Annotated in this window: 20 protein-coding genes, 4 tRNA genes and 1 other RNA gene; 5 read left to right on the top strand and 20 right to left on the bottom strand. The window is 63.1% G+C overall.

The features are described from left to right. Window positions 1-77 precede the first annotated feature (77 nt). Window positions 78-989, bottom strand: a complete 912-nt coding sequence (locus A7D16_RS16260) for a hypothetical protein (RefSeq protein ID WP_064634266.1) — start codon at window positions 987-989, stop codon at window positions 78-80. 245 nt (window positions 990-1,234) lie between these two features. Continuing rightward, window positions 1,235-2,467 carry a tyrosine-type recombinase/integrase gene (locus A7D16_RS16255; protein WP_005990061.1) on the bottom strand — a complete coding sequence of 411 codons (1,233 nt, stop codon included), beginning with the start codon at window positions 2,465-2,467 and terminating at the stop codon, window positions 1,235-1,237. Window positions 2,468-2,731: 264 nt separating this feature from the next. Between A7D16_RS16255 and ffs the strand changes: the two genes are divergently transcribed. Next, an RNA gene (ffs, locus tag A7D16_RS16250) (signal recognition particle sRNA small type) lies at window positions 2,732-2,828 on the top strand. A 276-nt stretch (window positions 2,829-3,104) separates the two neighbouring features. Here the strand turns inward: ffs and A7D16_RS16245 are convergent. The 6 genes from A7D16_RS16245 to A7D16_RS16220 all read right to left on the bottom strand — a co-directional run bounded on the left by A7D16_RS16245 (window position 3,105) and on the right by A7D16_RS16220 (window position 7,000). Then, on the bottom strand, window positions 3,105-3,551 hold the full coding sequence (locus A7D16_RS16245) for a molybdenum cofactor biosynthesis protein MoaE (RefSeq protein ID WP_064634265.1): 447 nt from the start codon (window positions 3,549-3,551) through the stop codon (window positions 3,105-3,107). Continuing rightward, entirely contained in the window at window positions 3,548-3,793 is a 246-nt protein-coding gene (locus A7D16_RS16240; protein WP_064634264.1) for a MoaD/ThiS family protein, read from the bottom strand. Before A7D16_RS16240 ends, A7D16_RS16245 begins: the two co-directional genes overlap by 4 nt. Continuing rightward, complete coding sequence (gene moaC / locus A7D16_RS16235) at window positions 3,790-4,287, bottom strand: cyclic pyranopterin monophosphate synthase MoaC (protein WP_064634263.1); 498 nt, start codon at window positions 4,285-4,287, stop codon at window positions 3,790-3,792. Before moaC ends, A7D16_RS16240 begins: the two co-directional genes overlap by 4 nt. 180 nt (window positions 4,288-4,467) lie before the next feature. Next, complete coding sequence (gene moaA / locus A7D16_RS16230; protein WP_064634262.1) at window positions 4,468-5,499, bottom strand: GTP 3',8-cyclase MoaA; 1,032 nt, start codon at window positions 5,497-5,499, stop codon at window positions 4,468-4,470. Continuing rightward, window positions 5,499-6,251, bottom strand: coding sequence for an MBL fold metallo-hydrolase (locus A7D16_RS16225; protein ID WP_064634261.1), 753 nt, complete (start codon window positions 6,249-6,251; stop codon window positions 5,499-5,501). The genes moaA and A7D16_RS16225 overlap by 1 nt, the downstream gene beginning before the upstream one ends. After that, the gene (locus tag A7D16_RS16220; RefSeq protein ID WP_064634260.1) at window positions 6,251-7,000 is read right to left on the bottom strand and encodes a 3-deoxy-D-manno-octulosonic acid kinase; all 750 of its coding nucleotides are present in this window, start codon (window positions 6,998-7,000) and stop codon (window positions 6,251-6,253) included. The genes A7D16_RS16225 and A7D16_RS16220 overlap by 1 nt, the downstream gene beginning before the upstream one ends. A 20-nt stretch (window positions 7,001-7,020) precedes the next feature. Here A7D16_RS16220 and A7D16_RS16215 point away from each other — a divergent pair, with 20 nt between their 5' ends. Beyond that, the gene (locus A7D16_RS16215) at window positions 7,021-8,070 is read left to right on the top strand and encodes a glycosyltransferase family 9 protein (protein ID WP_064634259.1); all 1,050 of its coding nucleotides are present in this window, start codon (window positions 7,021-7,023) and stop codon (window positions 8,068-8,070) included. A gap of 94 nt (window positions 8,071-8,164) precedes the next feature. On the opposite strand, the gene A7D16_RS16210 is transcribed toward A7D16_RS16215, so the two are convergent. Continuing rightward, window positions 8,165-8,569 (bottom strand): DUF6165 family protein, encoded by a 405-nt coding sequence (locus A7D16_RS16210; RefSeq protein ID WP_064634258.1) that lies wholly within the window; start codon window positions 8,567-8,569, stop codon window positions 8,165-8,167. A 241-nt stretch (window positions 8,570-8,810) separates the two neighbouring features. Continuing rightward, window positions 8,811-8,901 (bottom strand) — tRNA-Ser (locus tag A7D16_RS16205). Window positions 8,902-9,098: 197 nt separating this feature from the next. Between A7D16_RS16205 and A7D16_RS16200 the strand changes: the two genes are divergently transcribed. Next, a complete protein-coding gene (locus A7D16_RS16200; protein ID WP_064634257.1) occupies window positions 9,099-9,803 on the top strand; it encodes a PP2C family protein-serine/threonine phosphatase in 705 nt (234 codons plus the stop codon). Between the two features lie 43 nt (window positions 9,804-9,846). Here the strand turns inward: A7D16_RS16200 and dnaQ are convergent, their stop codons facing one another. The 3 genes from dnaQ to A7D16_RS16185 are packed head-to-tail and all read right to left on the bottom strand — an operon-like array spanning window position 9,847 to window position 11,742. After that, a complete protein-coding gene (gene dnaQ / locus A7D16_RS16195; RefSeq protein ID WP_064634256.1) occupies window positions 9,847-10,581 on the bottom strand; it encodes a DNA polymerase III subunit epsilon in 735 nt (244 codons plus the stop codon). A gap of 8 nt (window positions 10,582-10,589) precedes the next feature. Then, window positions 10,590-11,042 (bottom strand): ribonuclease HI, encoded by a 453-nt coding sequence (rnhA, locus tag A7D16_RS16190; protein ID WP_064634255.1) that lies wholly within the window; start codon window positions 11,040-11,042, stop codon window positions 10,590-10,592. Between the two features lie 43 nt (window positions 11,043-11,085). After that, window positions 11,086-11,742, bottom strand: coding sequence for a hypothetical protein (locus A7D16_RS16185; RefSeq protein ID WP_064634254.1), 657 nt, complete (start codon window positions 11,740-11,742; stop codon window positions 11,086-11,088). Window positions 11,743-11,754: 12 nt separating this feature from the next. Here A7D16_RS16185 and gloB point away from each other — a divergent pair, with 12 nt between their 5' ends. Further along, a complete protein-coding gene (gloB, locus tag A7D16_RS16180) occupies window positions 11,755-12,522 on the top strand; it encodes a hydroxyacylglutathione hydrolase (RefSeq protein ID WP_064634253.1) in 768 nt (255 codons plus the stop codon). Beyond that, window positions 12,519-13,700 carry a lytic transglycosylase domain-containing protein gene (locus A7D16_RS16175; RefSeq protein WP_064634252.1) on the top strand — a complete coding sequence of 394 codons (1,182 nt, stop codon included), beginning with the start codon at window positions 12,519-12,521 and terminating at the stop codon, window positions 13,698-13,700. The genes gloB and A7D16_RS16175 overlap by 4 nt, the downstream gene beginning before the upstream one ends. A 734-nt stretch (window positions 13,701-14,434) precedes the next feature. On the opposite strand, the gene A7D16_RS16170 is transcribed toward A7D16_RS16175, so the two are convergent. From A7D16_RS16170 to clpX, 7 genes are all read right to left on the bottom strand, one after another. Beyond that, window positions 14,435-16,405 carry a peptidyl-prolyl cis-trans isomerase gene (locus tag A7D16_RS16170; protein WP_064634251.1) on the bottom strand — a complete coding sequence of 657 codons (1,971 nt, stop codon included), beginning with the start codon at window positions 16,403-16,405 and terminating at the stop codon, window positions 14,435-14,437. Window positions 16,406-16,670: 265 nt separating this feature from the next. Further along, window positions 16,671-16,747 (bottom strand) — tRNA-Asp (locus tag A7D16_RS16165). 93 nt (window positions 16,748-16,840) lie between these two features. Continuing rightward, window positions 16,841-16,917 (bottom strand) — tRNA-Asp (locus tag A7D16_RS16160). A 28-nt stretch (window positions 16,918-16,945) separates the two neighbouring features. After that, window positions 16,946-17,020 (bottom strand) — tRNA-Val (locus tag A7D16_RS16155). Window positions 17,021-17,031: 11 nt separating this feature from the next. Further along, a complete protein-coding gene (locus A7D16_RS16150; protein ID WP_002806049.1) occupies window positions 17,032-17,304 on the bottom strand; it encodes an HU family DNA-binding protein in 273 nt (90 codons plus the stop codon). A 213-nt stretch (window positions 17,305-17,517) separates the two neighbouring features. After that, window positions 17,518-19,989, bottom strand: coding sequence for an endopeptidase La (lon, locus tag A7D16_RS16145; protein ID WP_064634250.1), 2,472 nt, complete (start codon window positions 19,987-19,989; stop codon window positions 17,518-17,520). A 144-nt stretch (window positions 19,990-20,133) separates the two neighbouring features. After that, window positions 20,134-21,420 carry an ATP-dependent Clp protease ATP-binding subunit ClpX gene (clpX, locus tag A7D16_RS16140; protein ID WP_003483788.1) on the bottom strand — a complete coding sequence of 429 codons (1,287 nt, stop codon included), beginning with the start codon at window positions 21,418-21,420 and terminating at the stop codon, window positions 20,134-20,136. Window positions 21,421-21,541 lie beyond the last annotated feature (121 nt).

Raw genomic sequence — 21,541 nt, 5'->3', positions numbered from 1 at the left:
CTCACGGGAATGCCTGGGCGATTCATGGATACATGTATGTTGACGTGGGTGTCCGTTATCCACCTTCCGACTTGGTATCATGATCGGTCGCTGCGGATATGCCTAAATTCGCTTTTGTGCTTGTTTCGCTTGTACTTTTCACCTGTAATGAAGTAAACCAACGACTGCACCTGGTCGCTGTCTTCCCGGTCAAAAAAGCCAAGCCCAACCAAGAGATCCACCAACTTTTCCCGATCGCCCCCAAGCGCTGGGTCCTTTCTACCACTCCAACGACAGGCGGCGTAAAGGAGTTTTCTGAGATTTTGATTGATGAAACCCTGATCGAGGAATTTATCAGCAGGAACCTCTACGGTCTCTTCGGGAGGGTCAATCTCCCCAAGGCCGTCGGACGAATACGTGTGCTTCGGCTTTGAAAGCATAGCCGCAAAATTATGCCGCCCGTCGTTGAAAGGTTTGGGATTTTTATTGTACCCGGCATTCAACTTTCGAAATTCTGCTGCAAGCGATGGCACATCGATCTCACTGCGTGTCTTGTCTCGATTTCGACTGGCTCTGCGGAGAATCTCATAGACTAATGGCGACGAGTCCTTCAGTCCATAAGGATCATCCGGTACATCTTCACAGACTGCCAGAGACACGTCCTTAGCAGGCAACCTACTTTTCAAAGCGTCACCGAGTGCCAGCGCATCAATAAAAACATCCTTGAAACTGACACCGTGAAGAATGTACGAATACTGGCTTCTGATGCGATTCAATACCTTCACGACCGTAGGAGCGCCAGAGCTGGCATCAAACTGTGTTGGCACCTTGTCGGCGATGGACCCCTCAGTGGGCAGGAGACCACCTAGAAAACCCTTCCGATATTTAAACTCGATTGAAGGAATGCCATCGTGGGTCGACGCGGACTCCAGACCTCCCGCGTTGAATTGGCGCAAAACGACGGGGGGATACTCAAGAAGCTCGCGCAACTGAGGTGTATCGAGCTGCATGTAACGTATCTGGTCCTGATTGCCATGAGGTCGTGCATGGCCTTGGGTGGATTGCCGGTTTCCCCAAAGCTGGTACCCAGGAGGAAAAGGGTCAGTGGGGATAAGGCTGATCCGGAATCCCTTCGGAACCTTTACATAAAACCTGTCGTACCCAGCTCGAAGGAGCCTGTGAATGAACTCAACAGGGTCGTTCCCATCAAGTACACTGACTAAGGACCGGACTCGAATGGGTGGCGATCCCGGAGTCATGCGGGCGATATCCTCTTCCTGATCTTGGTCGCACGTGGGTGAATGAAGTCGGCCCAGGCCTGCATCATCGGACGACGTTGCTCCAAGAGATCTGTACGGTGGTAGGCCGCCTCTACCTTGTCCTTCACCGTGTGCGCCAATGCCCGCTCTGCGAGGTCACGCGCATACCCTTGCTCGCTGCACCAGTCGCGAAAGCTCGAGCGGAACCCGTGGGCGGTCGCAATTCGCCCAGCCGTGTCGCTCGGTGCATCCGTCCTACGCAGAAGTGCTGTTAGCGTCATATCTGACATGACGGAACGAGCCTGTACAGATGGAAAGACAAGCTCGTCGTGATGGCCGTTCTGGCGCTTTAGCAGTTCGAGAGACTGTTCCGACAACGGAACTCGATGATGTTGCTTGGACTTCATACGAACAGCCGGGATCGTCCATAGCTTCTCGTGAAAGTTAACTTCCGCCCAGGTCATCCCACGCACCTCGCCAGAACGACTAGCGTTCAGAATGAGGAATAGCAAGGCATTTCTCGTGACTTCGTACTCGCCCGCTCCAGCAAGCTCTGCACTGACGAAGGATGGGATCTTCGCCCAAGGCATTGCTGGTTGATGCTCCTGTCTGACTGCTTTTCCTGGTTGTAGCGGGAGCAGGTGTGTTACGACATCGACAGGGTTGACTTGGTTAAATCCGTGCGCCCAACCCCAGGCCATTACCGCGTGTAGACGTTGCTTTACGCGACTTGCTGTCTCTGCTTTGTCGAGCCAGATGGGACGGAGGACATCGGCAATGTGTCGGGGCTGCAATTGATCGATGGGATGGGACCCGACCTGCGGGAACGCGTACTCGGTCAACGTATTGAGCCATTGTTGTGCGTGCTTGGGATTCTTCCACCCGGGCTTCAGTTCTCCGTGTAGCTGCACTGCTGCTTCCTGGAAGGTTGGTGTTTTCGGCTTGGCGCGGTCAGTTGCCTTGGACTCCAAAGGATCCTGCCCACCGGCGATCTGCTCGCGCATTTCACGGGCCAGCTTACCCGCCAAAGCTATCCCCACCTCGGGATAGGCCCCTAGGCCGGCATTGCGTCGCTTGCCCGTGATAGGGCTGACGTAGCGCAGTACCCATTTTCCCTGCCCCTTCTGTGACGGCGAGGGATGCAGGGTCAGACCAGTTATGCCTCCGTGCGGGACAGCCTGACCACCCGGGCTCATGCTGCGAGCCTTAGCATCTGTGATCAAAGCCATGCCCTTCCTCGATCTCTTGTTTCCGGTATGCCATCCAGTATGCCATCCTATGTTCGCTGCCCTTGGGTGTCGTTGGACTTGATTGGCGTGCAGTAGTAGCTAAGCTTCTGAACTGCGTGCTAAAATTCTTTTTAGTTGAGGATGTCTGGACCGCGTTGGGTGTTCCCCAAGCAGCCCCTCTCTCCGCCAGTTTCATGATTTGCGCACAGGCACCAACGCCGCAAATCGCAGGGCCATGCCAATGGCCCACGTCTTATGGTGGCCCCGTCGGTCCCTCGCGACGCTAGATCGAAAATCCCGCCAGGGCCGGAAGGCAGCAACGGTATCGATTGACGCGGGCGCCGAGGTCAACCGGCGGGGACACCACCCTCACTTTTCGACATGCGCCCCTCGAACCAGGCGGAACGCTGACTTGCGTGCCACTGATCGAGCAAGAAGCAGCACTCTTCCTGCGCCACGCTGTGCACCTATGCGCAAAGCCGATCAGTTATTCGTTCGTGCCCGCCGTGACACCGGCGCGCGCATTCCCGAAGCGTTAGCTTCTCCCACGGCGCGATACGGACGAGGCGGGCAACCGGCAGGGAGACCCGCCAACGCACGGGCACCCTCGCGCCGCCCGATTCGCAAGCACGCATGCCTACGGTTGCGTTTCTGGATGCAGCCAGCCTGCATCGCCTTCCAGGTAGTACTCGTGCTTCCAGATCGGCACGCGCGCCTTGACCTCGTCGATGATGTAGCGGCACGCGTCGAATGCGGCGCCACGATGCGCCGCACTGACGCCGACCCATACCGCCATGTCGCCGATGCGCAACTCGCCCACGCGATGCACGCACTGCGCGTGCACGATGGCGAATCGTTGCATTGCTTCGTCGAGAACACGCTGCCCTTCGGCCTGCGCGAGCGCGGCGTAGGCTTCGTAGCGCAAGCCGGCCACGCCGCGGCCTTCGTTGTGATTGCGCACCCAGCCTTCGAAGCTGGCGAACGCGCCGGCATGCGGGTGCTCCATGCCGGCACGCAGATGATCGACCGGCAATGCCGCGTCGGACAGCGCAAAGATCCCTGCAACCTGCTCGCTCACGCTCAACCTCCCGACACCGGCGGAATGAACACCACTTCGCTGCCATCGCGCACCGCATCCTCCCAGCGCGCGAAGGCGCCATCCACGGCCACGCGCAACTGCGCAGGCGTCCAGCGCAGTCCATGCCGCGCATCGAGCTGCGCATAAAGCCCGCGCAAATCCGCCGCACCGGTCTGCACGCGCTCGTCGGCGATGCCTGCAGCCTCGCGCAGGCTGGCGAAATACAACACCGTCACCGTGGCCGTCATTGCGCCGCTCCGATATCGCGTTTGCCGCCGCGCTTGGACACCAGCTTGGTCGGGCCGATGCTCATGCTGTGCGACAACGCCTTGCACATGTCGTAGACCGTCAACGCCGCCACGCTGGCACCGGTGAGCGCTTCCATTTCCACGCCGGTGCGATGCACGCAGCGCACCGTGCAACGGATGTCCAACACCTGCTCGCCGGCCCAGTCGATCTCGAAGCGGCATGCATCGATCGGCAACGGATGGCAGAACGGAATCAATTCGTGCGTGCGCTTGACCGCCATGGTGCCGGCGATCACTGCGGTCTCCACGATGCCGCCCTTGGCGCTACGCAGGCCGTTGGCGTGCAGCTGTGCAGCTACCGCTGCGGGAAAGCGCACGCGGCTTTCTGCGGTGGCGCTACGGGCGGTGACCGCCTTGTCCGAGACATCCACCATGGTGGGAAGCCCGGCGTCATCCAGGTGGGTCAGACGGGCGGAACGGGAGTTTGCAGGCATGGGAAGCGATACGAAGGCAGGCGATCAGGATGCGGCATTCTCGGTGAACAGGGTGCCTTGATGGAACAGCAACTGCCATCCATCAGCTCCTGCGCAACAGCCAGCTGCGCAAGGCCCGCACGACCTTACGACGGCCATCCATCGACGGCGTGCGCAGCTGCGCCAGCACTGGGTCCGCGCTCATCCGCCGATCAAAAACATCTCGACCGGCTTGCCGCGCCGTGGCGCCGAGGCACGCACTTCGCTGTAGCGGTCGCCACGCACGCTCCAGCGCTGACGCAGATGCGTCGCCAGCGCAGGCTCGCCGTTGGCCAGGGCCGGCTTGAGGTCGTGGCCCTGACTGGCAAACAGGCAGGTATACAGATGCCCGTCGGCCGAAACGCGCGCGCGCTGGCAATCGCCGCAGAACGGCACGCTGACCGAGCTGACGAAGCCCACTTCGCCAGCACCATCCGCAAACGCATGGCGCTGCGCCACTTCACCGGTGTAATTGGCGTCCAGCGCCACCAGCGGCCAGCGCGCGTGGATGCGTTCGTGCAGTTGCGCAGACGTCACCACCGCATCCGGCGTCCAGCCGTTGCAGCTGCCCACGTCCATGAATTCGATGAAGCGCAGCACGTGCCCGGTGCCGCGGAAGTGTTCCACCAGCGGCAGCACCTGATCTTCGTTGACGCCCCGCTGCACCACGCAATTGATCTTCAGACGCTGGAAACCGGCCTGCTCGGCGGCGGCAATGCCGGCCAGCACCTGCGCAATCTCGCCGCGATCGCCACTCATGCGCCGAAACAACGCCGGATCCAGCGCATCCATGCTGACGGTGATGCGTCGCAGCCCGGCCTGCCGCAGCGCAACGGCCTGGCGCGCAAGCAACGTGCCGTTGGTGGTCAGCGCCAGATCCTCGATGCCTTCGATCGCAGTCAGCCGCGCAACCAGGCTTGGCAGGTCGCGGCGCAGCAGCGGCTCGCCACCGGTCAGGCGCACCTTGGTGACCCCGACCGAGACGAAGGCACGCACCAGGGTTTCCAGCTGATCGAAACTCAGCCGTTGCTGCGCGTCGAATCCGTAATCGTCGGGCACGCGATCGGCCGGCATGCAGTAACCGCAGCGGAAGTTGCAGGCTTCGATCACCGACAGGCGCAGATCGCGCAACGGGCGGCCGTAGCGGTCCTGCATCGGCGCTGCGGCAAGATCCGGCAGCAACAAGGCGCCCATCAGCGGCGCACCGTGGCGGCGGTCGGGTCCGCCAACGTGAGGTATTGACCGGGCACGACAACGCGGTGACCACGTGCACGCAGCACATCGCCGTCGGCGTCGCTGGCGTAGTGGTACAGCAGCATGCGGCTCAACAGGTCCTGCGGGTATTCCCGCTCCAAATCATCCACTCCAGTATGCGACGGGTTGCCGTGAACGCCGCAGTCATGCGCGATGAGCTCGTTGTCGTCTGCATAACGCTTCAGCATTTCCGGGATGGGCCGGGTATCGCCGGTCCAGACCAGCGCGCCCTTCAGACGCAAGCCGTAGGCCGTCTCGGGCCAGTGGTGACGGACCGGGAACACCTCCAGCCGCACGCCGGCGTGCCAGAACGCGTCGCCAACCGGCACCAGCTGGAACGCATCCCAGAAGTTCGCGCCACCCTCGGCCAGTACGTTCGGGTAATCGGCGATGCGCCGCTGCAGCAGCGGCACCACCGGCGCCGGCACATACAGGCGCGTGCGCCCGCGGCGTTCGGAGAAATAGCTGTCGACGAACATCCGCTCCAGCCCGCCGACATGGTCCAGATGCACGTGGGTGATGAAGATCGCCAGCGGCAGCTGCCCGTAATGGGCCTGGTAGGCGGTCAGCCCCTCGCTGCCGCAATCGATGGTCAGCCACGGCGCGCCAGCGTGCTCAAGCGTGGCCATCGGCGAACCCAGCGCCACTGCCGACGCATTGCCGACCCCCTGCACCCGCAAGGCCCAGTCCATCAGTAGCCCCGGCCCCAGGCCAGCTCATAGGCGCGATGCAGGCGCTCGTAGTCCTTGTCGACGTCCTCGCGACTGCGCTTGCCACGCAGCTTCAGCAGCGAACGATGCAGGCGCTTGAGATTACGCTCGCGCCAGCGCGTGGCCGGAATGCGCAGCACGCCGCGGTCGAAATCGATCAGCCAGCCATGCCCGCCGGCGTCGAACAGAATGTTGTGCGCGTTGAGATCGGCATGATCCAGGCCGGCGCGATGGAAGCGCGCAATCAGCTGGCCGGTCGCCTCCCACGGTGCACCGCGGCCGGCCACCTGCGCGTGATCGGCCAGCGAGCGCACATGTTCCAGTCGCTCCATCAATAGCGCCGCGCGATAGCCCAGGCCTTCGCGCAGATAGCAGGCAGCCAACGGGCGCGGCACCGGCAACTTGCATTTGATCAGCTCCCGCATCAGCCGGAACTCGGCAAAACTGCGTGTGCGCCCTGCCCCTTTCCACAGATAGCGATCGCGGCTCACGCGTGCGGCCATGCCGCCACGCAGATACTGCCGCAGCACGCTGTGGCCGAACGGCGCGTCCACGAACCACGCGCCGCCACGCCCGCCTTCGCCCACCGGCCGCGCCCTGTCGCCCCACGATTGCGGCGAAAACAGGCTGGCATCGGCTTGCCGCAGCCGTTCGCGGTCGAACAGAATGGCACCATAGCCGCGACCTTCGCGGTACGGCGCCATCGCTTCGGTGGCATCGAAAGAAACCATCTATCGAGTCTAACAACACCATGGCTGTAACGCCCGCATCGCTGTGTTTGCTGCGCTTGTCCGCCCTGGGCGATGTCACCCATGTGGTGCCGCTGGTGCGCACCTTGCAGGCAGGGTTTGCGGCAAGCGAGCTGCATTGGATCATCGACAAGGCCGGGCTGAAATTGCTCGATGGCCTGCCCGGCGTGCACTTCCATGCCTACGACAAACGCAGCGGCGTGGCCGGCATGCGCGCGCTGCGCCGGTCGCTGGCACCGCTGGGCCGTTTCGATGCCTTGCTGCAGATGCAGGTGGCCTTTCGCGCCAACGTGCTATCGGCCTTCGTGCCGGCGCGGCGCCGCATCGGATACGACCGCAGCCGCTCCAGGGACCTGCATGGCTTGTTCGTCAACGAGCGCATCGCCGACCGCCCCGGCATCCATGTGCTCGACGCCATCGGCAGCTTTGCCGAGCCGCTTGGCCTGCGCCAGACCCAGGTCCGTTGGGATCTCCCGGTACCTGCCGAGGCGCACGCCTGGGCGCGTGCGCAATGGGACGACGATGGCCGCCCGGTGCTGATGATTTCCCCGTGTTCCAGCCATGCGCGCCGCAACTGGTATCCCGATCGCAACGCCGCACTGGCCGATCATGCCGCCGCACAAGGCTGGCGGGTCGTGCTATGCGGCGGGCGCAGCGAACTGGAACGCAGCACCGCCGATGCCATCGTCGCGGCCGCGCGCGCCCCGCTGCTGGACCTGGTCGGCAAGGACACGCTCAAGCAACTGCCCGCCCTGCTCGCACGTGCGGATCTGGTGGCCACGCCGGATTCCGGGCCGATGCACATCGCCAACGCGATGGGCATCAAGGTGCTCGGCCTGCACGCGGCCAGCAACCCGCGACGCAGCGGCCCGTATTCGGACGTGCGCTATTGCGTGGATCGCTACGACGCGGCCGCGCGCAAGTTCCTGCACAAGCCGGCCGACCAGCTGAGCTGGGGTACCAAGATTGAATTCGACGAGGTGATGTCGCTGATCACCGTGGACGATGCAATCGCCGCCTTCGAGCGTTATCGCACCGACCATCCGCGCTGACGATCGCAGCTCAACCAGACCCGCCTACGCCCCTGATCGCGCTGGCTGCATCACCAGCGCAATCCATACCGGCACAATCTATGAGCCAATGCGCTCAGACGCCTTTGGCGCGATAGTCCTGATACGACTTTTCTTCCACATAGGAAGACCCCAGCGCCAGGTTGATCTCTTTCTTGATGCGCGCGCGCTCATCGTTTTCGATGTACACGCTGCGCGCCAGCTGTACGAAGGTGTCGTCGAAGCTCTGCGCCTGTTCCTTGAGGCGGATGTCGTCCTCGATGACCCACAGCCGCTCGTTGACAGCTTTGAGCTCGGCGCGCAGGCGCACGATGTCGTGGCCGGCGGCCGGATGCGCCATCCAGCTGGTTTCCAGCGCAGACAGCTCGTTGCGCACATTGGTCAACTTGGCCGCATCGCTCATGCGCTCGGACTTGATCTGCAGGATCGCGATCTTGTCGAGCAGCTCACCAAAGGACACGGGCACCAGGATCTCGGACATGACAGGCCTCCAACGGGGGTCGAGCGGATTGTAGTCATCGCATCCACAGGCGGCTGCGACACATAAACAAAAGCCCCCTTGCGGGGGCTGATGCGAATCTGGCGACAGAGCGGGGATTCACTCGGCACCACGTGCCTTCGCCGTGCAAACAGCTGCGCTGTCTGTCGAACCCGGGGCTTTTCACCCCCCCAATGACGCCGGCGAAACGCACGCGGCACTGGCACAACTGCTCGCCTCAATCTGGCGGAGAGGGGGGGATTCGAACCCCCGAGGCGCTATAAACGCCTGCCTGATTTCGAGTCAGGTACATTCAACCGCTCTGCCACCTCTCCAGATGGTCCCCAGTGTCCTGGGGCCGTGCATCATACGGGCACACGCGCCAGGCCACAAGCGGCCTGGGCCAGCGCCGGCAGGGTCGGCCATCGCTCAGGCGTGAACCGGTACTGCGACGCCCGTGTGCGGTCTGTTGCCGCTGACCGGTCGGGCCGCGATGATGGTGGCGCATCTTCATCCTTGGCGACCCGGCCCCATGCTCGAATTCGGACACCTTACCCATGTCGGCCTGCGCCGTGACCTCAACGAGGACACCTATTACGGCGATAGCGAACTGGGACTGTGGCTGGTCGCCGATGGCATGGGCGGGCATGCCTGCGGCGAAGTGGCCAGCGCGCTGGCACGCGAGACCATCGTGCGTGAAATCCGCGCGGGCACTCCGCTGGTCCAGGCAGTGCGCATCGCCGACGAGGAGATCATCAAGACCTCGCGCCGTTGCAACGACACCTTGCCGATGGGCACCACCGTAGTGGCCGCACGCGTGCTGGGCCAGCGCTTCGAAGTGGCCTGGGTCGGCGACAGCCGTGCCTATCTCTGGCGCGATGGCCGGCTGGCGCAGTTGAGCCAGGACCACAGCTACGTGCAGGAACTCATCGCCCAGGGCACGCTCACCAGCGAGCAGGCACGCGCACACCCGCACCGCAACGTGGTGACCCAGGCACTGGGCGTGACCGACCCGGCGCATCTGAATGTTGCCACCATGCAGGGCGAACTAAAATCCGGCATGCAGCTACTGCTGTGCAGCGACGGCCTGACCGAAGAAGTGGACGATGCCGCCATCGCGGCCACCTTGTCGCAGGCCGATTGCAGCGCGCAGGAATGCGTGGAATGTCTGGTTGCCGCAGCCCTGGATGGCGGCGGTTCGGACAACATCACCGCGATCCTGGTGCGCAGTTACTGACGCGGCGGCCCCAACGGCGGCAATCCACCTTGTGCCAGACGCCTCAGCCGGCAACAGCGATTTCTTCGGCCGGCGCATCCCACAACGCACGCCCGGCTTTCTTGCGCAGCTGCGCCAGACGCGCTTCGTGCGCCTGCGATTCGGAGGCGGTCACCGCGACGCGCGGACGCGGCAACAACAGCGCCGGGTCGAACGCGATCATGCCGCCGGCGGTGTCGGTGTGCTGGCCGGTGTCGGCGCTGGCAAAACCAATCTCCTCCTGACCCGAGGTCAGCGCGATGTACACATCGGCCAGGATCTGCGCATCGAGCAAGGCGCCATGCAACTGGCGATGCGAGTTGTCCACGCCCAGACGCTTGCACAAGGCGTCCAAGGAATTGCGCTGCCCCGGATAGCGCTCGCGCGCCATCATCAAGGTGTCGACCACCGTGGCGCGCTCGACGATGCGCCCGTAGTTGTCGCCCAGCAGCGCCAGCTCGTTGTCCAGAAAACCCAGATCGAAGGCAGCGTTATGGATGATCAGCTCCGCGCCATCGATGTAGGCGAGGAACTCCTCCACCACATCGCCGAATAGCGGTTTATCGGCCAGAAATTCCAGGGTCAGCCCGGTCACCTCCTGCGCGCCAGGCTCGAAGTCGCAATCGGGCTTCAGATAACGATGGAAGTTATTGCCGCTCGGGCGCCGCTCGAGCAGCTCCACCGCACCGATTTCAACGACGCGGTTGCCCTTGCGCCATTCCAGGCCGGTGGTTTCGGTATCGAGAATGATCTGACGCATGTGTCCTCTTACGATGTTGCGCGACCATCGCGCTGGGCGGTGGCCTGATTGCGGGCGAGCACGTCGACGCGCTCGTTGTCCGGGTCGCCATTGTGGCCTTTCACCCAGCGCCAATCGATGCTGTGGCGTTGCGTGGCCGCATGCAGCCGCTCCCACAATTCGCGATTCTTGACAGGGTCGCCGCCCGCGGTTTTCCAGTGACGCCGCACCCAGCCCGGCATCCACTCGGTGATGCCCTGCCGCACGTACTGCGAGTCGGTATGCAGCACGATCTGGCACGGCTCGGTCAGCGTTTCCAGCGCCATGATCGCCGCCATCAGTTCCATGCGGTTGTTGGTGGACACCGCCTCACCGCCGGCCAGCTCCTTCTCGCGCCCGTTGTAACGCAACAGGGCCGCCCAACCGCCCGGCCCGGGATTGCCGAGGCAGGAGCCGTCGGTATGCACTTCGATTGATTTCATCAGCTTCCAGAGTTGTTACTTCAACAGGTCAGACTTAGCCAGGTCAGAGCGTGGCCACCGGTTGCGGCCAGCGCGTCGGCAGCATGATCGGCGTCGGGCCGATCGCGGCAGCGGCGCGTTTTTCCACTTCCAGCAGATACACCGCGCGCCAGGGTGCGCGGCCAGGATCGATAGAACTGCTATCGGTGCGCCAGATCGGCCCCAGGTAGCGCTCCGCCTGCACGCTTTGCAGGCCAGCGCGTTGTGCCAGCAGACGCCAACGATCCGGCCGCAGCGCCACCGGCCCACGGCGCGCCCAACGGAAACGGTAGGGACTCATCGGATTGAGCGTGAACAGCCACAGCCGGCCACCGGGCATCAACAGCCGCTCGCATTCGGCCAGAAAATCCGCTGCCCCGCCAACCACAGCATGCTGAACCACAATCGCCTGCAGGCTTTCGGTCGGCAACGGAAACGGCATTGCACAGCGCGCATCGCCGGTGAAGCGCCCGGCACTGCGATGCAGGCGCAAACCGCGCCCTTGCAGGGATTCGCGCGCAGGCAGCTCGCGCGTCGGTGTCAGCCACAGCCAGGGCTGCGACGGACGGCTCTGCAGCGCTTCCAGCGCCAGGCGGCGTTCCAATTGGAGCAGGCCTCGCCCGGCTCCAGTATCAAACCAGGATGAGACACCAGCTTGACGGGAGAATGGCGTGGCGGGCATGGTCCCAATTCTATGCGACTGATCGCCCTGCCCGCATTCGACGATAACTACATCTGGGCGCTGGTCGCTGCGGACGGCCGCGCCGTCATCGTCGACCCCGGCCAGGCAGAGCCGGTCTTGGCTGCCGCAGAGCGCGATGACCTGGTTCCCAGCGCCGTCCTGCTGACCCATCATCATGGCGACCACATCGGGGGCGTGGCGGCGCTGCAGGAGCGTTGGCCGGGCCTGGCACTGTTCGGCCCGGCCGACGAACGCATTCCTGCCGGCGCCCATCAGGTCGGTCAGGGAGAGCGCTTGAGCCTGCTCGATGTCGATTTCCAGGTGCTTGAAGTGCCTGGTCACACCCGCAGTCACATCGCCTTCGTGACCGACGGCCATCTGTTCAGCGGTGATACCCTGTTCAGCCTAGGCTGTGGGCGGATGTTCGAAGGTACCGCACCTCAGATGTTCGACTCGTTGCAGCGCCTGGCCTCCCTGCCCGGCGAAACGCTTGTGTGTTGCGGCCACGAATACACCTTGGCCAATGCGGCCTTTGCGCTGCACGTCGATCCCACCAACGCTGCCTTGCAGCGCCGTCAACAGGAAGCCCAGGCCATGCGTCATGCAGCCCGTCCTACCCTGCCGATTTCGCTCAAGAGTGAACTGGCCACCAATCCGTTCTTACGCACCAACCGCCCCGAGATCCGCGCCGCAGTGGCACCGCGCGCAGCCGGCGCACTTTCCTCTGAGGTTGATGTTTTCGCCGAACTTCGGCGCTGGAAAGACGAATTTCGCGCATGAGGCGCCTGGTTTTGGCAGTGCTGGCCGCCTGTGCGGCCATCACACCGGCGGCCGCGTCGTCCAACGATGCAAGCCGTCTTGCAGCCGCAACCAGCACCGCCACGCCGAGCAGCGCCCCCGGCGTGCGCAATGGGCGCGAGATCTTTTCCTCGTTCCTGGAAGGCCGTGCTGACCCCGGCTGCGATAGCGAGCATAGCGACACTCGCTGGGAACAACATTTCTCACGCGCCCCGGCACGCCTGGCCGACGATGCACAGGATGTATTGCCGCTGTTCGGTTACGTGGTGGACGAACTGCGCGAAGCCGATATGCCGACCGAGTTCGCGCTGATTCCCTTCGTCGAAAGCGGCTACCGTCCCGGCGCACGCAATGGCAGCGGCCCCGCCGGCCTGTGGCAGTTCATTGCCACCACTGCGCGCAACCACCACGTGCCGGTCGGCGCGCAATACGACGGCCGCCTGTCGGCAGTGGATTCCACCTCTGCGGCCGTGCGCTATCTCAAAACGCTCTACGGCATGTTCGGCGGTGACTGGCGCCTGGCGCTGATGGCCTACAACGCCGGTGAGTACCGCGTGCTGCAGGCAATGCGCAGTGCCGGGATGAACGCACAGAACGCGCGCCCGTCCGAACTGCCGGGAATGTCCAAAGTCACCTACGAATACGTGGAAAAATTGCACGCACTCGCCTGCGTGCTCGATCACGCGCAGCAACAGGGCAACTTGCTGACCTCGCTGGATCGTCAAGTTCCGGTACTCACCGAACATGCGCTGCCGGCTGGCACCAGCCTCAACACCTGGGCGGGGCAGCGCGCGATCGAGCCGCAGCTGCTCGCCCGCCTGAATCCCGCCCTGGCCGGCGCACGCGCCGCGCCGGGCGGCGTGCATGTGCTGGCTCCGATCGCGCCGGCGCAACCTGGATCGACCAGCGTCGCGGTCGCATCCGCTGATCTGGGAAATGCCGCCGACAGCGACGATGCTAAGCCGACCGTTGTTGCCAGGGCATCTAGCAAAGCATCGGCCTCACCCACACGCACCCACACCGTGCGCAATGGGGAATCGGCCTGGGCAATCGCACGCCGCTACGGGGTCACCGTGACGACGCTGCTCGCCAACAACGGCCTGGACAAACGTGCCGTTCTGAAGCCGGGCATGGTGCTGTCGTTCGACAACACGCCTTGAGTTGTACGTCTTGTTTGCAGCGCGCTTGAGCGTTCTGCGGTGCGGTGCAGGCAACCGACCAGCATCGCAATTGCCTAGACACCGAGCTTCACTCACCGAACTAGCCTTCTTGCAGGAATGCCGCTGCGGTCCCGAGAGGTAGCGGAGTGGTGGCAGGGCGCAGCTAGCCCGGTGAGCAGCTACGGCGCGACGCGCCAAAGAGCTGAAATGCGCGACGCATTTGCCACTCGCGATCCGGCAAGGATCACACACCCTGCAGAAGCATTCCGCAGCGCAAGCCATGATGACAACGACGCGCGCTGCTGAGTCAGCCACATGCATCGCTATCTGGCTGCCTTGCTTTTTGCGATCACAAGCACGGCACCCACGTGCACTTTCCCGAGTAACACCTGCGCGCGTCGTCATAGCGCAGAGCGTTAGCGGCTGGCGATCTGCAGCGCACAAGCACACAAGAGCAACCCGGCAGAGATGACGACGGCAGCGGGCAGCGGGCAGCGGGCAGCGGGCAGCGGGCAGCGGGCAGCGGGCAGCCATAAAGCGTAACGCCCGCCTTCAACCAACCGAATCGCACAGACACCACTGCACCGCAGGAACATGCCGATCACTCGGACCACACTGTGACGCGTTGCGCACCTGATCGATACCACTGCGTCAGCTGACTTGCTTCTCCACCACACAGCCCAAAGAAAAAGCCCGGTGACCCGGGCTTTTCTCTTACCGATCGAGACCCAGCCTTACAGCTGCGCTTCTTCGATCTGGATCTTGTAGCGCTTGCGCATTTCCTTGACGTACGCCTGCGCAGCGTTGTTTCCATCGATCTGGCTCAGCTGCTCGCGCAGCATCGTCTGCTGCTCGGCCGGCATCTGCTTCAGATCGCCCGGCGTGGCCTTGCTGATGATGAAGACAGCGAAGCGTCCACCATCCAATTCCACCTTGCCAACCGACGGCTTGCCTTCGGTCGGGCGCGGAGCGCTGAAGATCGCACGGTTCGCAGCCGGGGTCGGAATCGGTGCCGTCCGCGGCAGTCCCGGGATCGGCTGCACCTGCAGTTTTTCGCTGGCAGCAAGCGCCTGAAGTGTCTCACCCTTCTGTACACGCGCCAGTAACGCGTCCGCAGCAGCGGCAGCGGCCTTTTCGTTGCGGTCCGCACGAATCGCCGCAGTCACCTTGTCGCGCACCTTGTCCACCGGCAATGCCTGTTCGGCGGTGTGGTTGGTCACGCGCAACACCACGCTATGGTTTGGCGCGATGGTGATCGGGTCGCTCACCGTGCCGTCCTGCACCAGCGTTTCGGAAAACGCCGAGCGCAGCACGGCCGGATTGGCGGCAACGCCGCTCGCATTGCTGCGCGAGAACGGCCCCAGCGTCCGTACCGGCAGGCCAACCTGCTTGGCAGCCGGCTCCAGTGCGGTGGGATTCTTGTAGACCTGGTCCACCAGCTTGCCGCTGACGTCGGCAAATGCCTTGTCGGCGTCGGCCTTGAGCTGCTCGGCGGCCAGCTGATCGCGTACCTGCTCGAACGACTTGCCCTGGCCACCCTTGACCTCACGCAGCTGGATCACGTGGTAGCCGAATTCGCTCTTGATCGGGCCAACCACATCGCCAGCCTTCATCGAGAACAGCGCGTCCTCGAATGGCTTGACCATCGTGCCCTTCTCGACCCAACCCAGGTCGCCACCGGCATCCTTGGAGCCGGGATCCTGCGAATTGGCCTTCGCCAGCGCGGCGAAGTCGGCGCCCGGCTGCTTTGCCTCGGCAGCCAGCTTGGCGGCCTTCGCCTCGGCAGCCTTCTGCGCTGCCGCATCGGTACCGGCGCTGATCAGGATGTGCGAGGCAAGCCGCTGGTCCGGTTCGACGAAGCGTGCCTTCTCTTCTTCATAGCGCTTGCGCAACGCGGCCTCGTCGGCGGCAGTCGCTGGCGGCATGGTGGCGGCATTGAGCTCGACGTATTCGATGGTGACGGTTTCCGGCTGCCGGAAGTCCTGCGTATGCCCGTCGTACCACTGCTTGATCTGCGCATCGCTCACCGGCGCAGTATCCGCCGCCGGTGGCGGCAGCATCGCCAATTCCACGTCGCGCGTCTCGCCCATCAGCTTGAGCAGACGCTCGAATTCGGCCTTGGTGGCGAAACCCGACTCGGCCACGGCCTGCGGGATCACCGACTGCTGCAGACTATCGCGCACCAACGCATCGAACTGCGCTGGCGTACGTGGCGGCGTGCCCTGCGCAAGCGCGGCGCGGTACTGGTCCGGGCTGAACTTGCCATCGACCTGGAACGCCTGAATATTGGTGATGTAGTCGCGCACGGCCGCATCGCCAATCACGATCCCGGCATCTTCTGCGCCCAGGCGCACCACTTGTTCGTCGACCAACTGGTCGAGCACCTGCAGCTTGTTTTCGCGCGATTCAAACGTGCGCGGGTCGAAGTTCTCGCCCTGACGCTGACGCTCCTGCATCCGCGCCTGTTCAAAACGCGCGCGGAAATCCTGCGTGCTGATTTCGTGGTGCTGCCACAGCAAGGAGACCGGCCACCACGATGGCGCGGACTTCCACCAATTCGGCGGCGCCTGCACCTTGGCCACGTTATTGGCGCCAATGCCGCCAAGGTAGCTGTTGTCGATGACGAACAGGAACGGAATCATCAGCAACCCGAGAATGGCGGTGGCGATCCAGCCTGACGTCTTGTCGCGAAGTTTCTGCAGCATTGGCAAATCACGGCCTGTGGGCGAGCCGGGCAGTGTAACGCGCTTGACGCCAAGCACCCAGCCCAATGCCCGTTACTGCGGTGTCGTGATGCAGCAATGGCATAAAACCTGACTCACCAACGCGCGCCGGGCATCTTATCGCCACAAAACCGCACCGAAAACGCAGCGCCGGGCGAGCCGCGCCAAGCCGATGCGCGCGTTGACCCGCACGCGTCCCAAGGCCAAAAAAAAGCCCCCGGCACAAGGCCGAGGGCTTGGGTATAACTGGCGGAGCGGACGGGACTCGAACCCGCGACCTCCGGCGTGACAGGCCAGCATTCTAACCAGCTGAACTACCGCTCCGCTTTAAACTTGGACATCTTTCTCCGCGCCATCCGCAATACGAATGCTGTGGAGAAAACGAAGCCCCCAATTGCTCAGGGGCTTCGGTGTAACTGGCGGAGCGGACGGGACTCGAACCCGCGACCTCCGGCGTGACAGGCCAGCATTCTAACCAGCTGAACTACCGCTCCGCGCTTGAAACGTTTGCCTGGTGCTTAATGGTGGGTGCTGAGGGTTTCGAACCCCCGACCCTCTCCGTGTAAGGGAGACGCTCTACCGCTGAGCTAAGCACCCTAGCGAGTCGGTTAGTTTACTGCATCCTTCAGGGCTTTGCCAGCCTTGAATGCAGGATTCTTCGAAGCCGCGATCTTGATGCTGTCGCCGGTCTTCGGATTGCGGCCGGTGCGCTCAGCGCGCTCGCGGACCTGGAAGGTACCGAAGCCAACGAGGGTGACGGCGTCGCCCTTCTTCAGTGCCTTGGTGATTTCGCTCACAACCGCGTCAACAGCACGGCCAGCTTCAGCCTTGGAGATGTCAGCGGCAGCGGCAACGCCATCGATCAATTCGGTTTTATTCATTCTTGAAACTCCCTTTGCGGCAGATGCCGCGGAATCGACAATCGGCGCTCTTGCCGTTAGCGAAGAACCCGACACAAGTGGTATCGCGTGACGCATCACATTTGCCGCGCCCACGAGTCGTGCATTTATACCAGCGCCCCCAACAGCACGCAAGCCAAAACCCAATAACGACGCGGGTTTTGGCTTGTTTTGCCGGGGCTTAGACAGCCCCCGTTAGTGCTTGACGCGGGTGCCTGGTGTGCTACGCGACTTACCGCGCACGGCAACGCGCGAAGCCGTCTTGCGTGCCTTCTCCTTGCCGGCCTTCTTCGGGGTCAACGGACGCTCCAGTGCCAGATCAAGCACCTCGTCGATCCACTTCACCGGCACGATCTTCAGATCGCGGGTGACGTTGGCCGGGATGTCGGCAAGATCCTTGCGGTTCTCGTCGGGAATCAACACGGTGCGGATGCCACCGCGCAGGGCCGCCAGCAACTTCTCCTTCAAGCCACCGATCGCCGAGACACGCCCACGCAAGGTGATCTCGCCGGTCATTGCCACGTCGGCGCGGATCGGCACCTTGGTCAACACCGACACCAGCGAGGTGACCATCGCGATGCCTGCGCTTGGGCCGTCCTTGGGAGTGGCACCATCGGGCACATGCACGTGCACGTCTTGCTTCTGCAGGAAATCCACATCGATGCCCAGCCGCTCGGCACGCGAACGCACCACCGACAACGCAGCCGATGCCGACTCCTTCATGACGTTGCCCAACTGACCGGTGAGGATCAGGTTGCCCTTGCCCGGCACCAGCGTGGATTCGACCTGCAGCAACTCGCCACCCACCTCGGTCCATGCCAGACCGGTGACCAGGCCGATCTCGTTCTCTTCCTCGGCACGGCCGAAGTCGAAGCGACGCACGCCCAGATACTTGTCGAGATTCTTTGCGTTGACGGTAACCAATGCCTTCGGTTTGCCCTTCTTGGCAACCGCCGTCTTGGCCGCCGGCTGCGGACCTGCGAGCGCAATTTCCTTGACCACCTTGCGGCAGATCTTGGCGACTTCGCGCTCCAGATTACGCACGCCCGATTCGCGCGTGTAATAGCGCACGATGTCCTGGATTGCGTCGCCGCCGATCTCGATCTCTTCCGGCTTCAAACCGTTGGCCTTGATCTGCTTGGGCACCAGGTACCGCATGGCGATGTTGAGCTTCTCATCCTCGGTGTAACCCGGGATGCGGATGACTTCCATGCGGTCCAGCAGCGGGCCGGGAATATTGAGCGAGTTGGAGGTGGCGACGAACATCACTTCCGACAGGTCCAGATCGACCTCCAGGTAGTGGTCGTTGAAGGAGTTGTTCTGCTCCGGATCGAGCACCTCCAGCAACGCCGACGACGGGTCGCCACGGAAGTCCATCGACATCTTGTCGATCTCGTCCAGCAGGAACAGCGGGTTCTTGCTGCCTACCTTGTTGAGGTTTTGCACCAGACGGCCCGGCATCGAGCCCACATAGGTCCGACGATGGCCGCGGATCTCGGCTTCGTCGCGGATGCCGCCCAGGCTCATGCGCACGAACTTGCGATTGGTCGCCTTGGCGATCGACTGCCCGAGCGAGGTCTTGCCCACACCCGGCGGCCCGACCAGGCACAGGATCGGCCCCTTCATCTGCTTCACGCGCGACTGCACTGCCAGGTATTCAAGGATGCGCTCCTTGACCTTGTCCAGGCCGTAGTGATCCGCGTCCAGCGTGTCTTCGGCAACCTTCAGATCCTTGCGAACCTTGGTGCGCTTTTTCCACGGCACGCCCAGCAGCCAGTCCAGATAGTTGCGCACCACCGCCGCTTCCGCGGACATCGGCGACATCTGCTTGAGTTTATTGAGTTCGGCCTTGGCCTTGGTCTCGACCGGCTTGGGCATGCCCGCCTCGGCGATCTTGCGCGCAAGTTCTTCCAGTTCGCCGGGCGCATCGTCCAGGTCGCCCAGCTCCTTCTGGATGGCCTTCATCTGTTCGTTGAGGTAGTACTCGCGCTGGCTCTTTTCCATCTGCGACTTCACCCGGCCGCGGATGCGCTTTTCCAGCTGCTGCACGTCGATTTCGCCGTCCACCAGACCGACCAGCAATTCCAGGCGCTCACCGATTTCGGTGATCTCCAGCAGGCGCTGCTTGTCGGCCAGGCGCACGCCGATGTGCGCGGCGATGGTGTCGGCCAGGCGACCCGGCTCGTCGATACCGGCCAGGGTCTGCAGCAGTTCCGGCGGCAGCTTGCGATTGGTCTTGACGTACTGTTCGAACAGCGACATCAGCGAACGCGCGATCGCTTCCACTTCGCGCGGTTCGCGCGCATCGCTGGCCTCCACTTCGGTGCCCTGGCCCTGCAGCGCGCCATCCTGCTCGACGACCTTGTCGACAGTGACGCGCGACAGGCCCTCAACCAGCACCTTGATGGTGCCATCGGGCAGCTTGAGCAGCTGCAGCACCTGCGCCAGGGTGCCGACGGTATACAGATCGCCGGCCGCCGGGTCGTCGGTTTCGGCGGACTTCTGCGCCACCAGCAGGATGCGCTTGTCCGCCTCCATGGCTTTTTCCAGCGCGCGCATCGACTTGTCACGCCCGACGAACAGCGGGATCACCATGTGCGGAAACACCACCACGTCGCGCAGCGGCAACACTGGCAGATCGAGAACTTCTGGTTGGGACTGGGCCATGGGGCGCTCCACAGGAATGGGGGTTTTGGGGCAATAAAAAAGCCGATGGCCCCGTTATGGGGCCATCGGCGAGGTGTTGCAAGTAGCGCTCGGAAAGCCTTTAGCCGCAGGCGAGGCCAAGACCTGGCGAGGCGGCGACAAGGCTCAGTCGCCGGATGCAGCCTTGGCCGGAGCCGGTTGCGCCTGGTAGATCAGATACGGCTCGGATTTGTGCTCGATCACCGACTCGTCCACCACCACCTTGCTCACATTTTCCTGCGAGGGCAGCTCGTACATCGTGTCCAGCAGCACCGATTCGACGATGGTGCGCAGGCCACGCGCGCCGGTCTTGCGCTTGAGCGCCTTCTTGGCGATCGCGGACAAGGCATCCGGACGGAACTCCAGTTCCACGCCTTCCATATCGAACAGCTTCTTGAACTGCTTGGTGATGGCGTTCTTCGGCTCGGTCAGGATCTTGATCAGCGCCGGCTCGTCCAGCTCTTCGAGCGTTGCGACCACCGGCAGGCGGCCGACGAACTCGGGAATCAGGCCGAACTTGATCAGATCTTCCGGCTCGACTTCGGCCAGGATCTTGCCGACTTCCTGCTTGCGCTCGCTGCTCTTGACCTTGGCACCGAAGCCAATGCCGCCCGCATCGTTGGAACGCTGCTGAATCACCTTGTCCAACCCAGCGAACGCACCGCCGCAGATGAACAGGATGTTCTTGGTGTCGACCTGCAGGAACTCCTGCTGCGGATGCTTGCGGCCACCCTGCGGCGGCACCGAAGCAACCGTACCTTCGATCAACTTGAGCAGCGCCTGTTGCACGCCTTCGCCGGACACGTCGCGGGTGATCGACGGGTTCTCGCTCTTGCGCGAGATCTTGTCGATTTCATCGATATAGACGATGCCCTGCTGCGCCTTCTCGACGTCGTAATCGCACTTCTGCAGCAGCTTCTGGATGATGTTTTCCACGTCCTCGCCGACATAGCCGGCTTCGGTCAGCGTGGTGGCATCGGCGATCGTGAACGGCACATTGAGCAGGCGCGCCAGCGTTTCGGCCAGCAGCGTCTTGCCCGACCCGGTCGGACCGACCAGCAGGATGTTGGACTTCGCCAGCTCGACGTCGTCGTTCTTGCTGCGGCTCTCGATGCGCTTGTAGTGGTTGTACACCGCCACAGCAAGCGTGCGCTTGGCGCGCAACTGCCCGATCACGTATTGATCGAGGACCTCGAGGATCTCGCGCGGCTTGGGCAGGCTGGAACGTGCCGACTGCGCCTTCTCTTCGAGTTCCTCGCGGATGATGTCGTTGCACAGCTCAACGCACTCATCGCAGATGAATACGCTGGGACCGGCAATCAGCTTGCGGACTTCATGCTGACTCTTACCGCAGAACGAGCAGTAGAGAATCTTGTTGCTGTCGCCGGAACGACCTTGGCGGTCTTCGCTCATGCTTCTGTTACCCAGTTACCCCACCCGATGCACGGGGGTTCGATTTCGAGAATAGCACAGGGTCGGGAGGACATTCGCCCTGCCCGACCCTGCCGGTTTTTCCTGCAATTTCAACAATCTG

It is taken from the genome of Xanthomonas nasturtii, assembly GCF_001660815.1.
GTDB lineage: Bacteria > Pseudomonadota > Gammaproteobacteria > Xanthomonadales > Xanthomonadaceae > Xanthomonas > Xanthomonas nasturtii.
The sequence above is the reverse complement of the archived record's forward strand: the minus strand, read 5'-3'. Positions and strand labels throughout refer to the sequence as shown.

Coding starts and splice junctions, on each gene's coding strand:
- A7D16_RS16150 (WP_002806049.1), bottom strand. CDS start 17,304: ATGAATAAAACCGAATTGATCGATGGCGTTGCCGCTGCCGCTGACATC.
- moaC (WP_064634263.1), bottom strand. CDS start 4,287: ATGCCTGCAAACTCCCGTTCCGCCCGTCTGACCCACCTGGATGACGCC.
- dnaQ (WP_064634256.1), bottom strand. CDS start 10,581: ATGCGTCAGATCATTCTCGATACCGAAACCACCGGCCTGGAATGGCGC.
- A7D16_RS16260 (WP_064634266.1), bottom strand. CDS start 989: ATGCAGCTCGATACACCTCAGTTGCGCGAGCTTCTTGAGTATCCCCCC.
- gloB (WP_064634253.1), top strand. CDS start 11,755: ATGCGACTGATCGCCCTGCCCGCATTCGACGATAACTACATCTGGGCG.
- A7D16_RS16225 (WP_064634261.1), bottom strand. CDS start 6,251: ATGGACTGGGCCTTGCGGGTGCAGGGGGTCGGCAATGCGTCGGCAGTG.
- moaA (WP_064634262.1), bottom strand. CDS start 5,499: ATGGGCGCCTTGTTGCTGCCGGATCTTGCCGCAGCGCCGATGCAGGAC.
- rnhA (WP_064634255.1), bottom strand. CDS start 11,042: ATGAAATCAATCGAAGTGCATACCGACGGCTCCTGCCTCGGCAATCCC.
- A7D16_RS16255 (WP_005990061.1), bottom strand. CDS start 2,467: ATGGCTTTGATCACAGATGCTAAGGCTCGCAGCATGAGCCCGGGTGGT.
- A7D16_RS16220 (WP_064634260.1), bottom strand. CDS start 7,000: ATGGTTTCTTTCGATGCCACCGAAGCGATGGCGCCGTACCGCGAAGGT.
- A7D16_RS16185 (WP_064634254.1), bottom strand. CDS start 11,742: ATGCCCGCCACGCCATTCTCCCGTCAAGCTGGTGTCTCATCCTGGTTT.
- A7D16_RS16175 (WP_064634252.1), top strand. CDS start 12,519: ATGAGGCGCCTGGTTTTGGCAGTGCTGGCCGCCTGTGCGGCCATCACA.
- A7D16_RS16170 (WP_064634251.1), bottom strand. CDS start 16,405: ATGCTGCAGAAACTTCGCGACAAGACGTCAGGCTGGATCGCCACCGCC.
- A7D16_RS16200 (WP_064634257.1), top strand. CDS start 9,099: ATGCTCGAATTCGGACACCTTACCCATGTCGGCCTGCGCCGTGACCTC.
- A7D16_RS16215 (WP_064634259.1), top strand. CDS start 7,021: ATGGCTGTAACGCCCGCATCGCTGTGTTTGCTGCGCTTGTCCGCCCTG.
- A7D16_RS16210 (WP_064634258.1), bottom strand. CDS start 8,569: ATGTCCGAGATCCTGGTGCCCGTGTCCTTTGGTGAGCTGCTCGACAAG.
- A7D16_RS16240 (WP_064634264.1), bottom strand. CDS start 3,793: ATGACGGCCACGGTGACGGTGTTGTATTTCGCCAGCCTGCGCGAGGCT.
- clpX (WP_003483788.1), bottom strand. CDS start 21,420: ATGAGCGAAGACCGCCAAGGTCGTTCCGGCGACAGCAACAAGATTCTC.
- lon (WP_064634250.1), bottom strand. CDS start 19,989: ATGGCCCAGTCCCAACCAGAAGTTCTCGATCTGCCAGTGTTGCCGCTG.